The following is a 14,570-nucleotide window of genomic DNA, read 5'->3' as shown; positions in this document are numbered from 1 at the left end:
GGCGAATCGCCCGCCGCGCCGCTGCGCGCCGTTGCGCGCCGATGTGAACCGAGAGTTACTGTGCCGCAACGGGAGTGCGCGCAGATAATAGGTGTGACCGTGATCACCGGCAATCTCGCCGAATCCCGGGCGTGTCGGCGACGGGTCCACCAAAATGACGCCATGGCAGCGTTGGGCGTACTCGACGAGATCGTAGATATCGCACAGTATCCCCTGGCGGATCCGGACGGGCCCGCGCTGCGGGAAGCGGTCCGGCGCGCCCGTGCGGAACTGGCCGACACCGGCTGCACCGTGTTGCGCGGGTTCGTTCGCCCGGAACTCACCGAGACCCTGCGGACCCAGGGTGAGCTGATGGCTCCGCACGCGCACTACGAGGTCGAGCGGGTCAACGCCTACAACATTCCCCTGGACGCCGAACTGCCGGAGAATCATCCGGGCCGGATCGTGCTGGAGCGGGGTAATGCCTTCGTGCCGCGCGACCGCATCCCGGCCGACGCGCTGATCCACCGGCTCTACACCGACGAGCTGTTCCAGCGGTTCGTCGCCGACTGCTTCGGATTGGCCGAATTGCACGAGTTCGCCGATCCGCTCGCCGGACTGTGCCTCAACGTCGTCGCGCCGGGTATGTCGCATCCCTGGCATTTCGACACGAACGAATTCACCGTCTCGATGCTGACCCAGCCCGCCGAGGACGGTGGCGTCTTCGAGTACTGCCCCGCTATCCGCACACCCGAGGCGGAAAACCTCGACGACGTCCGCGCCGTGCTGACCGGCAACGGCGAACGTTTCGTCCAGCGGCTCGAACTGCGCCCGGGCGACCTGCAGCTGTTCCAGGGTCGCTTCTCGTTGCACCGCGTGTCACCCGTGCGCGGTGCGCGCCAGCGCCATTCGGCCATTTTCGCCTACACCGATCGTCCCGGAATGGTCGGCACGGTGGAACGTACCCGGCAGTTGTTCGGCCGCGTGCTTCCCGACCACCTAGCCGCCGCGGCCGCCGCCGTGCGGGGCGATCGACTGCTCGACTGAGCCGAACGGCTCGACTGACCGAGCTCGACCCGAGAGGACCGACAGTGCCAGTGCCGTTACACACGACCGGGAAAGCGTCTTTCGACGACATCTACGACCGCCCCGATCCGCGCGCGTACTACGCGCGCATGTCCGATCTGGACTACCGCATTCCGGAACTGGCGAAACCGTTCTTCCAGCAGCAGATTCGGGAGTTCCGCGCCTCCGCGCGGGTCGCCGTGCCGACCGTGCTCGACATCGGCTGCTCCTACGGCGTGAACGCGGCGCTGTTGCGTTTCGACACCACGATCGGCGAACTGGCCGAGCACTACGCCGTGGCCGACATCGATCGGGCCGGTCTGATCCGGCGCGATCTGGCCCGCGTCGCGGCGCGGGCCGTGGCGGACGACGTGCGTTTCCTCGGCATGGACGCCTCCCGCCCCGCCCTCGACTACGCGCGGGAGGCCGGGCTCCTGCACGACGTGGTGCACGCCGACCTGGAGTCCGGCGAACCGACCGACGAACAGCGCGCCCTGCTGGCGACCGCCGATCTGGTCGTCTCCACCGGCTGTATCGGCTACGTCACCGAGAAGACCTTGACTCGCGTGGCCACCGCGCACCCCCGCAGGCGGCCGTGGATGGCACACTTCGTATTGCGCATGTTCGACTTCGCACCGATCGAGGCGGAACTCGCCGCGCTCGGCTACCGGACCGAGCAGGCGCCGGGGTTGTACGAGCAACGCAGGTTCGCCGCACCGGCCGAGCAGGCGCAGGTGCTGAACACCCTGTCCGCCAACGGAATCGACACGACCGGCCGGGAAGACCAGGGATGGTTGTATGCCAACCTGTACGTGTCCAGGCCGCTGCCGAAACATCACGCCGACACCGAGGACTCGCATTGACCGAACGCACCTTCGCCGCCGACGACCACCTGCCCCGGGTGCCCCTGCCGACGCTGGAGGACAGCTGTGGGCGGTTCCTGCAGTGGTGCGAGCCGCTGCTGACCGCCGACGAACTCGCCGCCACCCGGGCGGCGGTCGACGACCTGCTGCGACCCGACGGGCCGGGGCGCACGCTGCACGCGGCGCTCGCGGAGTACGACGCGACGCCCGGTGTCGGCAGCTGGCTGGACCTGTTCTGGCCGTCGCGGTACCTGGGCAGGCGGGACCGGATCGCTCTCAACGCGAACTTCTTCTTCCTGTTCCGGGACGACACCGCCTTGGCCGCCTCCACGGCCGCCACCCAGGTGGACCGCGCGGCGGGCATCATCTCCGCCGCCGTGGACTACAAGCTGGCGCTGGACCAGGAGACCGTCCCGCCGGTGACCCAGCGCGGACAGCAGCTGTCGATGTGGCAGAACAAGTATCTGTTCTCCGAGACCAGGATCCCCGGTGTGGAGCAGGACACCGTGCGGGTCCCCTACAGCGAGGAATGGCCGGGCCCCTCGCAGGCCCGGCACATCGTGGTGTTCTTCCACGGCAGCCCGTTCCGGATGGACGTGATCGGACCGGACGGAGCGCCGTACTCGCCGGAGGATCTCGCCGACGGGTTGCGCGCGGTGCTGAAGGCGGGCGCCCGCCCGGCCCGCACCGACACCGCCGTCGGTCAGCTCACCACCAAGGCCCGCGCGGAGTGGGCGCAGAGCAGGCAGCGGCTGCTGGCCGAACCGGCGAACGCCGCGGCGCTGGACACCATCGAGACCGCGCTGTTCGCCGTCTGCCTCGAGGACTTCGCCCCGCGCGACGAACTGCACGCCTGCGACGAGCTGCTGCACGGTGACAGTGCGAACCGGTGGTTCGACAAATCGGTATCCTTCATCGTCTTCGACGACGGCCAGGCGGGCATCAACGTCGAACACTGCGGACTCGACGGCACCACGATCCTCTCGTTCGTGGACGCCCTGCTGGAGACCCCGGTGCAGGAACACGCCACGCGCTCCGGCGCGCAGGCCCAGGGCCTGCCCGCGGTGGAGCCGATCGAGTTCGTGCTGGACGAGGCGCAGCGCGGCGATATCGCGGCGGCGGGCGCCGCCTTCGCCCGGTACGCCGCGGAGAACGCCACCCAGACGCTGTCGTTCCCGGACTTCGGCACCACCGCGGCCAAGGCGTTGGGCATCTCACCGGACGCGTTCGCGCAACTGAGCTACCAGCTCGCCCATCGGCGCAGCAAAGGGCTCACCGGCGCCACCTACGAGTCCATCGCGACCAGGCAGTACCGCAACGGCCGCACCGAGGCCATGCGGGTGGTCACCCCGGAGATGATCGCCTTCGTGGACGCGATGCAGGACCCGGACGCGGGCGCCGAGGCCCGGCTCGCCGCGGCGCGGACGGCGGCGGCCGCGCACGTGGAACGGGCCAAGCAGTGCCAGACCGGGGCCGCCCCCGAGCAGCACCTATGGGAGCTGCAGTGGATCCAGCGCCGTCGCGGCGCGGAGCTGGGCGTCACCGACCCGATCCCGCTCTACGACAGCCCGGGCTGGACGATCATGCGCGACGACTACCTGAGCACCAGCTCCGCGCCGTCGGTCAACATCCGCTACTTCGGTTTCGGATCCACCAGCTCCCGGTGCATCGGCATCGCCTACGTCCTGCTGCCGGACCGCTGGAATCTCTATCTGGCCACCCCGAAGCCGGTCGCCGACCAGATGTACGCCTTCGCCGACCACCTCCGTACGGCGGTCGCCGATCTGCAGGCGTTGCTCGCCGCGAACTAGGCGCCCTCCGCCCGGTTCCTCCGCACCCCGCCCGGGGCGGAGGAACCGGGCGGTCGCCGTTCCCGGCCATAGTGGGCCGGAGCAACGGGCCCGCATCCGGGTCTGAAACAATGGCTCATCGTGAAGAACTTCGAATCCCTGTTCGCCGAGCTGCAGGATCGTGCGGTCAACCGCCCCGAGGGGTCCGGAACCGTTGCCGCGCTGGACGCCGGCGTGCATACCCAGGGTAAGAAGGTGCTCGAGGAGGCCGGTGAGGTGTGGCTGGCCGCCGAACACGAGAGCGACGAGTCGCTCGCCGAGGAGATCTCCCAGCTGCTGTATTGGGTGCAGGTGCTGATGGTGGGCCGCGGGCTGAAGCTCGAGGACGTGTACCGACATCTGTGACGGCCGTCCGACACCCCGTTTCTCCTCCCGAAAGGACTCCTCCCATGCTGCGCGTCGCAGTTCCCAACAAGGGCGCCCTGTCCGAATCCGCCGTCTCGATCCTTACCGAAGCGGGCTATCGCAAGCGCACCGATTCGCGTGATCTGACCGTTCTCGACCCGGCCAACCAGGTCGAGTTCTTCTTCTTGCGGCCCAAGGACATCGCCATCTACGTCGGCTCCGGAGAACTCGATCTCGGGATCACCGGACGTGATCTCGCGCTGGATTCCGGCGCGCCGGTGCAGGAACGACTCGCGCTCGGGTTCGGCCGCTCCACCTTCCGCTACGCCGCCCCCGCCGGGCGGGAGTGGAAGGTGGAGGACCTCTACGACAAGCGGATCGCCACCTCCTACCCGAACCTGGTGCTGAGCGATCTGCGCCGCCGGGGCATCGAGGCCGAGGTGATCCGCCTCGACGGCGCGGTGGAGATCTCCATCCAGCTCGGCGTCGCCGACGCGATCGCCGATGTCGTCGGCTCGGGGCGCACGCTGCGCCAGCACAATCTGGTGGCCTTCGGTGAATCGCTGTGCGATTCGGAGGGTGTGCTGGTCGAACGCAAGGACGCCGACCAGGGCGACCGGGCGCGCAACCAGCTCGTCGCCCGGATCCAGGGCGTGGTCTTCGCCCAGCAGTACGTCATGCTGGACTACGACTGCCCGAAGGAACTGCTCGACGACGCGTTCGTCATCACCCCCGGGTTGGAGTCGCCCACCGTCGCGCCGCTGGCCGATACCGGCTGGATGGCCGTGCGTGCGCTCGTTCCGCGCAAACAGAGCAACGAGCTGATGGACCAGCTGGCCGATCTGGGCGCCAAAGCCATCCTGGCCACCGACATTCGCTCCTGCCGCGCATTCTGAACGCCGGATTCGTCCGATACGCCTGATCCGCTCAGGCTGAGCGCAATCGGTGTGCGCTGTGACCGCGTGTTGCTACCGTGCGGCCTCTCGATGAGGAAACGCAAGGAGTCCCCGTGTCACAGTCACCACCCGAGGAGCAGTCGGGCAGCACCTTCACCTGGAACGAGGATTGGCTGGCGGCGATCGCCGGGCTGGTGCTGATCGCGCTGGTCCTGCTCGGCGCGATTCCGGACTGGCTGGTGCCGTGATGGCCGAGACCGGCGCCGGAGCGGCGAACGAACCGAACGCCCTGACCGAGAACAGGCCCGCGGCGGGACGTGCCGAGGTGCCATCCTCGGAAACCGAAGCGCTGCAGGCGGTCCCCCGTCCGACGGCCGCCGCCATCGCGGCCGGCATCGTCGTCGTGATCGTGCTCGGCGCCCTCACCCGGTACTTCGAGACGCACGTCCCGCGGTGGTCGGTGGACACGCCGTTCCAGCGGGTCGCCAAGTCGATCGAATACCCGGTGTACGCCATCGCGCTCGGCTTGATCGGCAACCTCGTATTGACGAAACTCGCCCTGCGCGATCGGCTTTCGGGGGGCTTCCGCACCGAGTTCTTCATCAAGACCGGCGTGGTGCTGCTCGGCGCGTCGATCAACCTGAAGATCCTCGTCACCGCCGCGGGCCCGTCGATCGTGCAAGCGCTGCTGCTGATCACGGCCGTATTCGGGTTCACATGGTGGCTGGGCGGGCGGCTCGGCCTGGACGACAAGCTGCGCGCGCTGCTGTCCTCGGCGGTGTCGATCTGTGGTGTCAGCGCGGCCATCGCCGCGGCGGGCGCGGTGCAGGCGCGGCGCGAGCAGATCGCCTACGCGGCGTCGCTGGTGATCGTCTTCGCGCTGCCCTCGATCTTCCTGCTGCCCTGGCTGGCGGAGGTGCTGGGGTTGCCGGACGCGGTCGCGGGCGCCTGGATCGGTGGCAATATCGACACCACCGCGGCGGTCGCGGCCTCGGGCGCGATCGCGGGGGAGCAGGCACTGCAGATCGCCACGATCGTGAAGACCACGCAGAACGCACTGATCGGCGTCGTCGCGATCGCGCTGACCGCGTACTTCACGCTGCGCGTCGAGCGCGTGCCCGGCGCGGTGCGGCCCTCCGCGCGCCAGTTCTGGGAGCGGTTCCCGAAGTTCGTAATCGGCTTCGTCGCGGCCTCGATCATCGGCACGCTGTACCTGCAATCGGCGGACAAGAAGTCGGGCGCTGCGCACATCGCGATCGTCAACGATCTGCGCACCTGGTTCCTGATCTTCGCGTTCGTCTCGATCGGCTTGGAGTTCTCGCTGCGCGGGCTGCGCGAAGCGGGCTGGCGGCCGGTCGCGGTGTTCGGATCGGCGGCGGTCGTGAATCTCGCGGTGGGGCTGGGGCTTTCGGTGCTGTTGTTCCACGACTTCACCGCCTGAGGCGACTCGCGGCCGAGATCCGAGCCGCACGCCGCGTGCCCGGCCCCGTGCCGCGGGATCAGTCCGAGACGGCGTCGGCCAGGGTCTCGTCCGGAGACTCGGCCGCGCCGCCGCTCGGCCAGCCGGGGTAGGGGGGTGGCGTGCCGCCGAACGCCGGGCACAGCGGCTTGTAGTCGCAGTACGAGCACATCCGGCCGGTGTTCGGCGGGAAGTCTCCGGTGCGGCCCGCCTCCAAGATGGCCGCCCACAGCGCGCAGAGCGTGCGCTCGAAGCGCAGCAGCTCCTCCTCGTCGGGGGCGTAGGTGAGGATCTGCTCGTCGGCCAGGTAGATCAGCCGTAGCTGGGCGGGCACCAGGCCGCGGGTGCGCAGGACCACCAGCGCGTAGAACTTCAGCTGGAACAGCGCCTTGGTCTCGTGCGTCGGCCCCGGTACGCGACCGGTCTTGTAATCGACGACGCGCAGGGCGCCGCTCGGCGCGATGTCGATCCGGTCGACGAAGCCGCGCAGCAGCGCGCCGTCGGCGAGTTCGACCTCCACCCGCGCCTCGCGCGATTCCGGGTCGAAACGCGTCGGATCCTCCAGCCGGTAGTAGCGGCGCACCAGTGCGCGCACCTCGCCGAGGAAGACGTCGAGCCGCTCGCCGGCGATCAGCTCCGCGACCTCCGGCTGCTCGGTACGCACCCGCGCCCACGCCGCGGGGACCAGGGCCTCGGCGCGCTCGGGCACGCGCTCGGCCGCGGGCAGCCCGTAGAGATCCTCCAGCACGGCGTGGACCACCGTGCCGCGCACCGCGTGCACCGACGGTTGCTCCGGTATCCGATCGATCGCCCGGAACCGGTATTTCAGCGGACACTGCTTGAAATCCATTGCCCGGGAAGGCGACAGCGCGGGCCGGGCGCGGCTCGCCGTCGCGTCGGGCTCGGAGGTCCGCGCGTCGTCGGCAGGGGGCGTGGACACGGGCGAGCACATACCTGGCAGGCTATCCGGCGGTACCGACACGCCGGTGCCGGACAGCACGGATTCCAACCAGCGGAACGGAGATTCATGACGGCCAGACGGACCGGGCCATTCACCATCGGTGACCGGGTGCAGCTGACCGATGCCAAGGGGCGCCTGTACACGGTGGTCTTGGAGCCGGGCAAGGAGTTCCACACCCATCGCGGCGGGATCAAGCACGACAGCCTGATCGGCGCCGACGAGGGCAGCGTGGTGCACTCCACCAACGGCACGCCCTACCTCGCGCTGCGTCCGCTGCTGATCGACTACGTGCTGTCCATGCCGCGCGGGGCCGCGGTGATCTACCCCAAGGACGCCGCGCAGATCGTGCACGAGGGCGACGTGTTCCCCGGCGCCCGCGTGCTCGAGGCGGGCGCGGGGTCCGGCGCGCTGACCTGCTCGCTGCTGCGGGCGGTCGGGCCGCAGGGACAGGTGGTGTCCTACGAGATCCGCGCCGATCACGCCGAGCACGCGGTCCGCAACGTGGAGACGTTCTTCGGCGAGCGCCCGGCGAACTGGTCGCTGACCGTCGGCGACGTGGCCGACTACACCGGAGAGCCGGTCGACCGCGCCGTGCTGGACATGCTCGCGCCGTGGGACGCGCTACCGGCGGTGTCGAAGGCGCTGGTGCCCGGCGGCGTGCTGATCGTCTACGTGGCCACCGTGACGCAGCTGTCCAAGGTGGTCGAAGCGCTGCGCGAGCAGGAGTGCTGGACCGAGCCGCGCTCCTGGGAGTCGCTGGTGCGCCCGTGGCACGTGGTCGGCCTGGCCGTGCGGCCCGAACATCGCATGCAGGGTCACACCGCCTTCCTGGTCAGCGCCCGCAGGCTCGCCGAGGGCACCGTCACGCCCAAGCCGCAGCGCAGGCCGTCGAAGGGTTGAGCGCGGCAGGGCGACGGGGGTGATCGGCGTGCCGGACTCAGACCGGGACGCAGGGCGCCTGCGCGAAGCCGAGCAGCAGACAGCCGCTCGCGTCCGACAGCTTCCAGGTGCCGTCGACGTTTTCCCAGGTCAGCGGTACGGCCGGGGCGGCGCCGTGCGGCGAGCTGATGGTCACCTGCGCGTTCGCGGTGTTGCCCTGGGTGGTGAGGTCGGCGACGGCGAAGGTCAGCGTGTAGCCCTGCAGGCCCGCGTTCATCTGGTCGATGTTCGCGGTGCGCTTGTCACCGTTGACGATCAGCTTGGACTTCTCCGCGGTGGGTACGTTCGGATCGGCGAGCCTGACCAGCATCGCCTGCAAGGTCTCGGCGGTCGGCGCGCCGGCCGCATGGTCGCCGTGATCATGGGTACCCGACGCGGCGGCGCTGATGGTGGCGGAGGTCGCCGCGCTGGTGGAAGAGTCGTCGTCGGAGCCGCACGCCGCCAACGCGCCGGAGATCGCCAGCGCCGCGGCGGCGGTGGCAAGGGAAACACGCAGGGTTCTCGCGGGAAGGAGCATGGTGGCAACCTTTCGGCTCGGGCGGCGAGCAGGCTCGCCTGGGTCGGGTTAGGGCAGGCTAACATGGTGGTCCGGCCGCTGATCGCGGCCCAGATGTGATCACCACGAAACCATGTCGGAAAGCGAGAACGGGTCGCGCCCGGTAGCGTTGATAGACCGGGACTGGGAGGAGCAGCACATGAGCCCCATCGAGAATTCGGATTCGGCGGCCTGGAGAGAGCTCGAGGCGGTACGCGCCGAAGCGGCTGCACTCCGAAGGCAACTCGCCGACTCGCCGGATCGCACACGGGAATTGGAAGCCCGCATCGATTCGCTGACCATTCGCAACACGAAGCTGATGGACACCCTCAAGGAAGCGCGCCAGCAGTTGGTGGCGCTGCGCGAGGAGGTCGATCGGCTGGGTCAGCCGCCGAGCGGATACGGCATTCTGATCGGTGTGTACGACGATCAGACGGTCGACGTGTTCACTTCGGGTCGCAAGATGCGGTTGACGTGTTCACCGAACATCGAGACCTCGACGCTCGAATACGGTCAGACCGTCCGCCTCAACGAGGCGCTCACGGTCGTCGAGGCCGGGCACTACGACGCGGTCGGCGAGATCGGCACCCTCCGGGAGATCCTCGACGACGGACGTCGCGCCTTGGTCGTCGGCCATGCCGACGAGGAGCGCGTGGTGTGGCTGGCAGGCCCGCTGGCGAAGGTCGCCGAGATGGACGACCTGGACGACCCCGATTCCCCCATTCGCAAGCTGCGGCCGGGCGACTCGCTCCTGGTGGACACCAAAGCCGGATTCGCCTTCGAGCGCATCCCCAAGGCCGAGGTCGAGGACCTCGTGCTGGAGGAGGTGCCCGACGTCGACTACGGCGACATCGGTGGTCTCGGCAGGCAGATCGAGCAGATCCGCGACGCGGTGGAGCTGCCCTTCCTGCACAAGGACCTCTTCCGCGAGTACGCGCTGCGTCCGCCGAAGGGCGTGCTGCTCTACGGTCCCCCCGGTTGCGGCAAGACGCTCATCGCCAAGGCGGTGGCCAACTCGCTGGCCAAGAAGATCGCCGAGGCGCGCGGTGAGGATGCCAAGGAGGCCAAGTCCTACTTCCTGAACATCAAGGGCCCCGAGCTGCTGAACAAGTTCGTGGGCGAGACCGAGCGCCACATCCGGATCATCTTCCAGCGGGCTCGCGAGAAGGCGTCCGAGGGCACGCCGGTGATCGTGTTCTTCGACGAGATGGACTCGATCTTCCGCACCCGCGGCTCGGGCGTCTCCTCCGACGTCGAGACCACGGTGGTGCCCCAGCTGCTGTCGGAGATCGATGGTGTCGAGGGCTTGGAGAACGTCATCGTGATCGGCGCCTCCAACCGTGAGGACATGATCGATCCGGCGATCCTGCGGCCGGGCCGCCTGGACGTGAAGATCAAGATCGAGCGTCCCGACGCGGAGTCGGCGCAGGACATCTTCTCGAAGTACCTCACCGAGCACCTGCCGCTGCACGACGACGACCTGGCCGAGTTCGGCGGCGACAAGAACCTGTGCATCCGCGCGATGATCGAACGGGTCGTCGACCGGATGTACGCCGAAAGCGAGGACAACCGCTTCCTGGAGGTCACCTACGCCAACGGTGACAAAGAGGTCCTGTACTTCAAGGACTTCAACTCCGGCGCCATGATCCAGAACATCGTGGACCGCTCCAAGAAGTACGCCATCAAGGCGGTGCTCGACACCGGCAACCCCGGCCTGCGCATCCAGCATCTCTACGATTCGATCGTGGACGAGTTCTCCGAGAACGAGGACCTGCCCAACACCACGAATCCGGATGACTGGGCCCGCATCTCGGGCAAGAAGGGTGAGCGGATCGTCTACATCCGCACGCTGGTCACCGGCAAGAACGCCAGCGCCAGCCGCGCCATCGACACCGAGTCGAACACCGGTCAGTACCTGTAGAGGTTCGCCGGACCGCGAAGGGCCGCGTCTCCTCGGAGGCGCGGCCCTTTCGCCGTTCGTGCCGGAGCGCAATCGCGCCGGTCACTCGGGCGGCGGGCCGGCCGGCAAGCGGTCGGGCAGGCCGAACCGCGGATAGAGAGCGTCGAGATGGAAACGGGTGATCCTGCCGATGCGGTTGCCCGCGGGAGTGAGCACGATCAGGCCGGCCGGAGTCGCGACCGGTCGCAGTGCGTCGTCGAGGTATGCGCCGAACGCGGGCAGGCCGTTGGCTCCCGTCGGCACCAGGTGGATGCGGCGCTCACCACGGTAGGCGAAGGAAGCGGACAGGAATTCCGCGATAGCGGCCGGGCCGTGATACTCGTGCGGCGCGGGCGGCATCGAAAGCCACGCGTCGTCGGTGAGCAGCGCGATCACGCCGTCGACGTCGCCCGAGAGGTATGCCGAGGCGAAGCGGCGTGCGACATCGTATTCGTCGGGAGCGGCTGGGCGCGGGATTGTTCGACCCCGATGCCGGTCGAGCGACGCTCGTGCGCGTTGCAGCTGTCCCTTGACCACGGTAGGCGTGACGCCGAGGAGGTCGGCCACCTCGGCGACGGGGAAACCGAGAACATCGCGCAGCACCAGGGTCGCGGCTTGGCGCGGCGAGAGTCGCTGCAACCCCATGACGAAGGCCAGCTCGACCGCTTCGGTGGCCGTGTAGCGGGCCTCCGGACCGGGCGCGGGGTCGGCGATGTCCAGCTTGCTGTCGGGGTATGGCTGCAACCAGCGCACCTCGTCCCGGCGCGTGGCTTCGGGCGGCGAGAACGGTGGCACCGGCTCGGGCGGCATTCGGCGACGGGCGTCGCGCAGCGCGTTGAGGCACCGGTTGGTGGCGATGCGATACAGCCACGAGCGCAGCGATGACCGCTGCTGGAACCCCGGCAGGCCGCGCCAAGCCGCCAGTAAGGTCTCCTGCACCATGTCCTCGGCATCGGTCAACGAGCCGAGCAGGCGGTAGCAGTGCAGCTCCAGTTCGCGCCGGTACGGGTCGGTGAGGATCCGAAACGCCGACTCGTCGCCCGCGCATGCCCGCTCCAGGGTCGTCTGCTGCACGCCGTCGATGGTGCCAGTTCGTCGTCGGACGTTCCATCGGGCCGGTTTCCGGTGTCACTACCTACAGCACGGCGAAGCGCCGATGCGCACCGGAAGGAGACACAATGTCGGAACCCATCGCTCTGCGGACCTCGCTGGCGTTCTATCGCGCCTGGACCGGACACGATTTCGGCAACGCCATGACCTACGTCGCCGACGACATCATCTGTGACGCACCGGCCGGGCGGATCGCGGGCGCCGCGGCGTTCCGCGACTTCCTCGAACCGTTCAGCCGGATCCTCACCGACTCGACCTTGCTCGCGTCGTTCGGCGATGACCGCACCACGCTGCTGATGTACGACACCGTGACCGTTCCGGTGCCGAACGCGCCTGGCGCGGAGTGGCACACGGTGGTCGATGGACGGATCACCTATGTCCGGATCATCTTCGACCGGGCGCCGTTCGACGCGGTCCGGGCCGCCGCGCGCTAGTCCGGAAGGGTAGGCCGCTCGTGCTAAAATTTGTCCATGCGACCAGAAATTGATACGGGTGGCCAACGTAAGTCGTTCATCGAAGAGGCGCGGCGCAGGCAGATCATCGCCGCGGCGGTGGAGGTGATCTCCGAGGCCGGGTACACCAACGCCTCGCTGGCGCGCATCGCCGAGCGTGCGGGAATCTCCAAAGGCGTCATCTCCTACCACTTCGAGGGCAAGGACGACCTGATGACGCAGCTGGTCATCCAGCTGTACGTCTCGGCCGCGGAGTACATCGCCCCGCGGGTGGGCGCGGCGGCCGGGGCGCGCGCAAGCCTGCTGGCCTACCTCGAATCGAACCTCGGCTTCATCGCGGCGAACACCACCTACGTGGCCGCGCTGGTGGATGTCGTGACGAATCTGCGGGACGCGGAGGGTAAACCGAAATTCGCCTCCGCCGACGGGGAGCGTGACATCATCGCCCCCTTGGTCGAGATCATGACCGAAGGACAACGCACCGGGGAGTTCGGCGAGTTCGATCCGCTGCTGATGGCCAAGTCGATCCGCGACGCCATCGACGGCGCGGCCGGGCGCGCCGTGCGGGAGCCGGATTTCGCGATGGACGCCTACTCGGCGCATCTGTGCGGGCTGTTCGACACAGCGACGCGGAAGGCAGGCGAAGATGACCGACGTGCTGAATGTTCCACGGCGGCCGACTGATTCCGGCGAACCGCTACCGCCGTTCGCCCTCGGCGGCGTGGGAGCGGTGGCGGCGCTGGGTGCGCTGGCGCTGCTCGTCTCCATCGGGCAGTACGGATTCTTCGGTGACGAGCTGTATTTCGTCGCGGCCGGGCGCAGGCTCGCGGCCGGCTACGCCGACCAGGGGCCGCTGCTGCCCGCGATCGCTGGGACGATGGACCTGGTCGCCCCCGGTTCGCTGGTGGCGCTGCGTCTTCCGGCCGTGCTGGTCACCGTGGCGGCCGTGCTGGTGACCGCGCAGATCGCCCGGGAGTTCGGCGGCGGCCGCGCGGCGCAGATGTTGACCGCGGCCGCCTACGCCACCTCACCCTTCCTACTGGTGCAGGGCAGTCTGCTGGCCACCAACACGATCGACACGGCGCTGTGGGTGGTGGTGAGCTGGTTGGTGGTCCGCTGGGTCCGCACCCGCCGCGACGGCCTGCTGTTCGCCTCGGGGCTGGTCACCGCGCTGGATATGCAGGTCAAGTGGTTGATCCCGTTCTTCTGGATCGCGCTCGCGGTCGGCGTGGCGGTCTACGGGCCGCGTGAGCTGCCGCGCCGCCCGGCGCTGTGGTACGGCGGCGGGGTCGTCGCGCTGATCTCGGCACCCAGCCTGGCGTGGCAGGCGGCGCACGGCTGGCCGCAGCTGCGTCTGAGTGGTGTGGTCGCCGCCGAGCAGGCCACGATCGGCGGCCGGGCTGTCTGGCTGCCGCTGGCGCTCGCCTCGGCAGGCTTGCTCGGCGGCATACTGCTGATCTACGGCGTGTGGACGCTGTTGCGGGCGGAGAACTGGCGGCCCTACCGATTTCTCGGGCTGTTGCCGCTGGTGCTGGTGGTCGTCTTCATCGCGACCAACGGACGTCCGTACTACGCGGCGGGCTGCTATGGGGTGCTGATCGCGGCGGGCGCGGTGCGCTGGACGGAGAATATGCGGCGCTCGCGGGTGCTGCTCACCACCCCGGTGCTGGCGATCTCCGCCGCACTGCTGGTGTTCTCGCTGCCGCTGCGTCCGGAGGCGGACATCGAACCGGTCGCCGACCAGGCCGAGGCGGGGCTGGAAATCGCGGTATACGGGCGATTCGGGTGGCCGGAGCTCGCGACGGGTGTGGCATCCGCGTACCGGGCGCTGCCCGAACAGGAGCGGGCGGTGACGGTGGTGATCGCCGATTCCTATTGGCAGGCAAGCGCTCTGGACGTCGATCGCGCGGCATCCGGCTTGCCCGCCGTGTACAGCCCGAACCGCGGTTTCGGATACTTCGGTGCCCCGCCGGACACGGCGACCACGGTGCTGTGGGTGGGCGGCACCGAGGCCGATGTGCTGGCGCGCTGCGGGGAGGTGAGCGCGATCGGGCACGTCGACGCCCGGCTCGGATTTCCCGGCGTTACTCGCGCGGTCACCCTCTGGCGCTGCGCGCGACCGCATGCGCCGTGGTCGCGGGCCTGGCCGGACATGTTGCGGCTGAACTGATTCCGCT

Annotated in this window: 15 protein-coding genes; 12 read left to right on the top strand and 3 right to left on the bottom strand. The window is 69.0% G+C overall.

Annotated features, from left to right (window positions below; genetic code table 11):
• The first annotated feature begins 162 nt into the window (after nucleotides 1–162).
• From ABZ803_RS02470 to ABZ803_RS02440, 7 genes are all read left to right on the top strand, one after another.
• Nucleotides 163–1,026: an arpA protein gene (locus ABZ803_RS02470; RefSeq protein ID WP_357031728.1), complete on the top strand. Its 864-nt coding sequence runs from the start codon at nucleotides 163–165 to the stop codon at nucleotides 1,024–1,026.
• Nucleotides 1,027–1,070: 44 nt separating this feature from the next.
• On the top strand, nucleotides 1,071–1,907 hold the full coding sequence (locus ABZ803_RS02465; RefSeq protein WP_357031725.1) for a class I SAM-dependent methyltransferase: 837 nt from the start codon (nucleotides 1,071–1,073) through the stop codon (nucleotides 1,905–1,907).
• Entirely contained in the window at nucleotides 1,904–3,718 is a 1,815-nt protein-coding gene (locus tag ABZ803_RS02460) for a choline/carnitine O-acyltransferase (RefSeq protein WP_357031722.1), read from the top strand. Before ABZ803_RS02465 ends, ABZ803_RS02460 begins: the two co-directional genes overlap by 4 nt.
• A 120-nt stretch (nucleotides 3,719–3,838) precedes the next feature.
• On the top strand, nucleotides 3,839–4,102 hold the full coding sequence (locus tag ABZ803_RS02455; protein WP_039798430.1) for a phosphoribosyl-ATP diphosphatase: 264 nt from the start codon (nucleotides 3,839–3,841) through the stop codon (nucleotides 4,100–4,102).
• Nucleotides 4,103–4,146: 44 nt separating this feature from the next.
• Nucleotides 4,147–4,998: an ATP phosphoribosyltransferase gene (hisG, locus tag ABZ803_RS02450; RefSeq protein ID WP_357031719.1), complete on the top strand. Its 852-nt coding sequence runs from the start codon at nucleotides 4,147–4,149 to the stop codon at nucleotides 4,996–4,998.
• 113 nt (nucleotides 4,999–5,111) lie between these two features.
• Nucleotides 5,112–5,246 (top strand): hypothetical protein, encoded by a 135-nt coding sequence (locus tag ABZ803_RS02445; RefSeq protein WP_267468030.1) that lies wholly within the window; start codon nucleotides 5,112–5,114, stop codon nucleotides 5,244–5,246.
• Entirely contained in the window at nucleotides 5,246–6,439 is a 1,194-nt protein-coding gene (locus ABZ803_RS02440; protein ID WP_357031716.1) for a putative sulfate exporter family transporter, read from the top strand. Before ABZ803_RS02445 ends, ABZ803_RS02440 begins: the two co-directional genes overlap by 1 nt.
• A 58-nt stretch (nucleotides 6,440–6,497) precedes the next feature.
• On the opposite strand, the gene ABZ803_RS02435 is transcribed toward ABZ803_RS02440, so the two are convergent.
• A complete protein-coding gene (locus tag ABZ803_RS02435; protein WP_357031713.1) occupies nucleotides 6,498–7,409 on the bottom strand; it encodes a RecB family exonuclease in 912 nt (303 codons plus the stop codon).
• 75 nt (nucleotides 7,410–7,484) lie between these two features.
• On the opposite strand from ABZ803_RS02435, the gene ABZ803_RS02430 reads away from it, so the two are divergent.
• Nucleotides 7,485–8,318 carry a tRNA (adenine-N1)-methyltransferase gene (locus ABZ803_RS02430; protein WP_040867339.1) on the top strand — a complete coding sequence of 278 codons (834 nt, stop codon included), beginning with the start codon at nucleotides 7,485–7,487 and terminating at the stop codon, nucleotides 8,316–8,318.
• Between the two features lie 37 nt (nucleotides 8,319–8,355).
• Here the strand turns inward: ABZ803_RS02430 and ABZ803_RS02425 are convergent, their stop codons facing one another.
• The gene (locus ABZ803_RS02425; RefSeq protein ID WP_357031710.1) at nucleotides 8,356–8,874 is read right to left on the bottom strand and encodes a hypothetical protein; all 519 of its coding nucleotides are present in this window, start codon (nucleotides 8,872–8,874) and stop codon (nucleotides 8,356–8,358) included.
• A 178-nt stretch (nucleotides 8,875–9,052) separates the two neighbouring features.
• On the opposite strand from ABZ803_RS02425, the gene arc reads away from it, so the two are divergent.
• Nucleotides 9,053–10,813, top strand: coding sequence for a proteasome ATPase (gene arc / locus ABZ803_RS02420; RefSeq protein WP_062972891.1), 1,761 nt, complete (start codon nucleotides 9,053–9,055; stop codon nucleotides 10,811–10,813).
• A gap of 81 nt (nucleotides 10,814–10,894) precedes the next feature.
• Here arc and ABZ803_RS02415 read toward each other — a convergent pair whose 3' ends face one another.
• Entirely contained in the window at nucleotides 10,895–11,905 is a 1,011-nt protein-coding gene (locus ABZ803_RS02415) for an RNA polymerase subunit sigma-70 (protein ID WP_357031707.1), read from the bottom strand.
• A 104-nt stretch (nucleotides 11,906–12,009) separates the two neighbouring features.
• Here ABZ803_RS02415 and ABZ803_RS02410 point away from each other — a divergent pair, with 104 nt between their 5' ends.
• From ABZ803_RS02410 to ABZ803_RS02400, 3 genes are read left to right on the top strand one after another with little or no spacing between them, the layout of a single operon-like run.
• On the top strand, nucleotides 12,010–12,375 hold the full coding sequence (locus ABZ803_RS02410; RefSeq protein ID WP_357031704.1) for a nuclear transport factor 2 family protein: 366 nt from the start codon (nucleotides 12,010–12,012) through the stop codon (nucleotides 12,373–12,375).
• A gap of 36 nt (nucleotides 12,376–12,411) precedes the next feature.
• Nucleotides 12,412–13,077, top strand: a complete 666-nt coding sequence (locus ABZ803_RS02405; RefSeq protein ID WP_357031701.1) for a TetR/AcrR family transcriptional regulator — start codon at nucleotides 12,412–12,414, stop codon at nucleotides 13,075–13,077.
• On the top strand, nucleotides 13,040–14,563 hold the full coding sequence (locus tag ABZ803_RS02400; protein ID WP_357031698.1) for a glycosyltransferase family 39 protein: 1,524 nt from the start codon (nucleotides 13,040–13,042) through the stop codon (nucleotides 14,561–14,563). Before ABZ803_RS02405 ends, ABZ803_RS02400 begins: the two co-directional genes overlap by 38 nt.
• The last annotated feature ends 7 nt before the right edge of the window (nucleotides 14,564–14,570 follow it).

Origin of the sequence: Nocardia sp. NPDC047648, from assembly GCF_040642815.1 — a bacterium.
GTDB lineage: Bacteria > Actinomycetota > Actinomycetes > Mycobacteriales > Mycobacteriaceae > Nocardia > Nocardia gamkensis.
The sequence above is the reverse complement of the archived record's forward strand: the minus strand, read 5'-3'. Positions and strand labels throughout refer to the sequence as shown.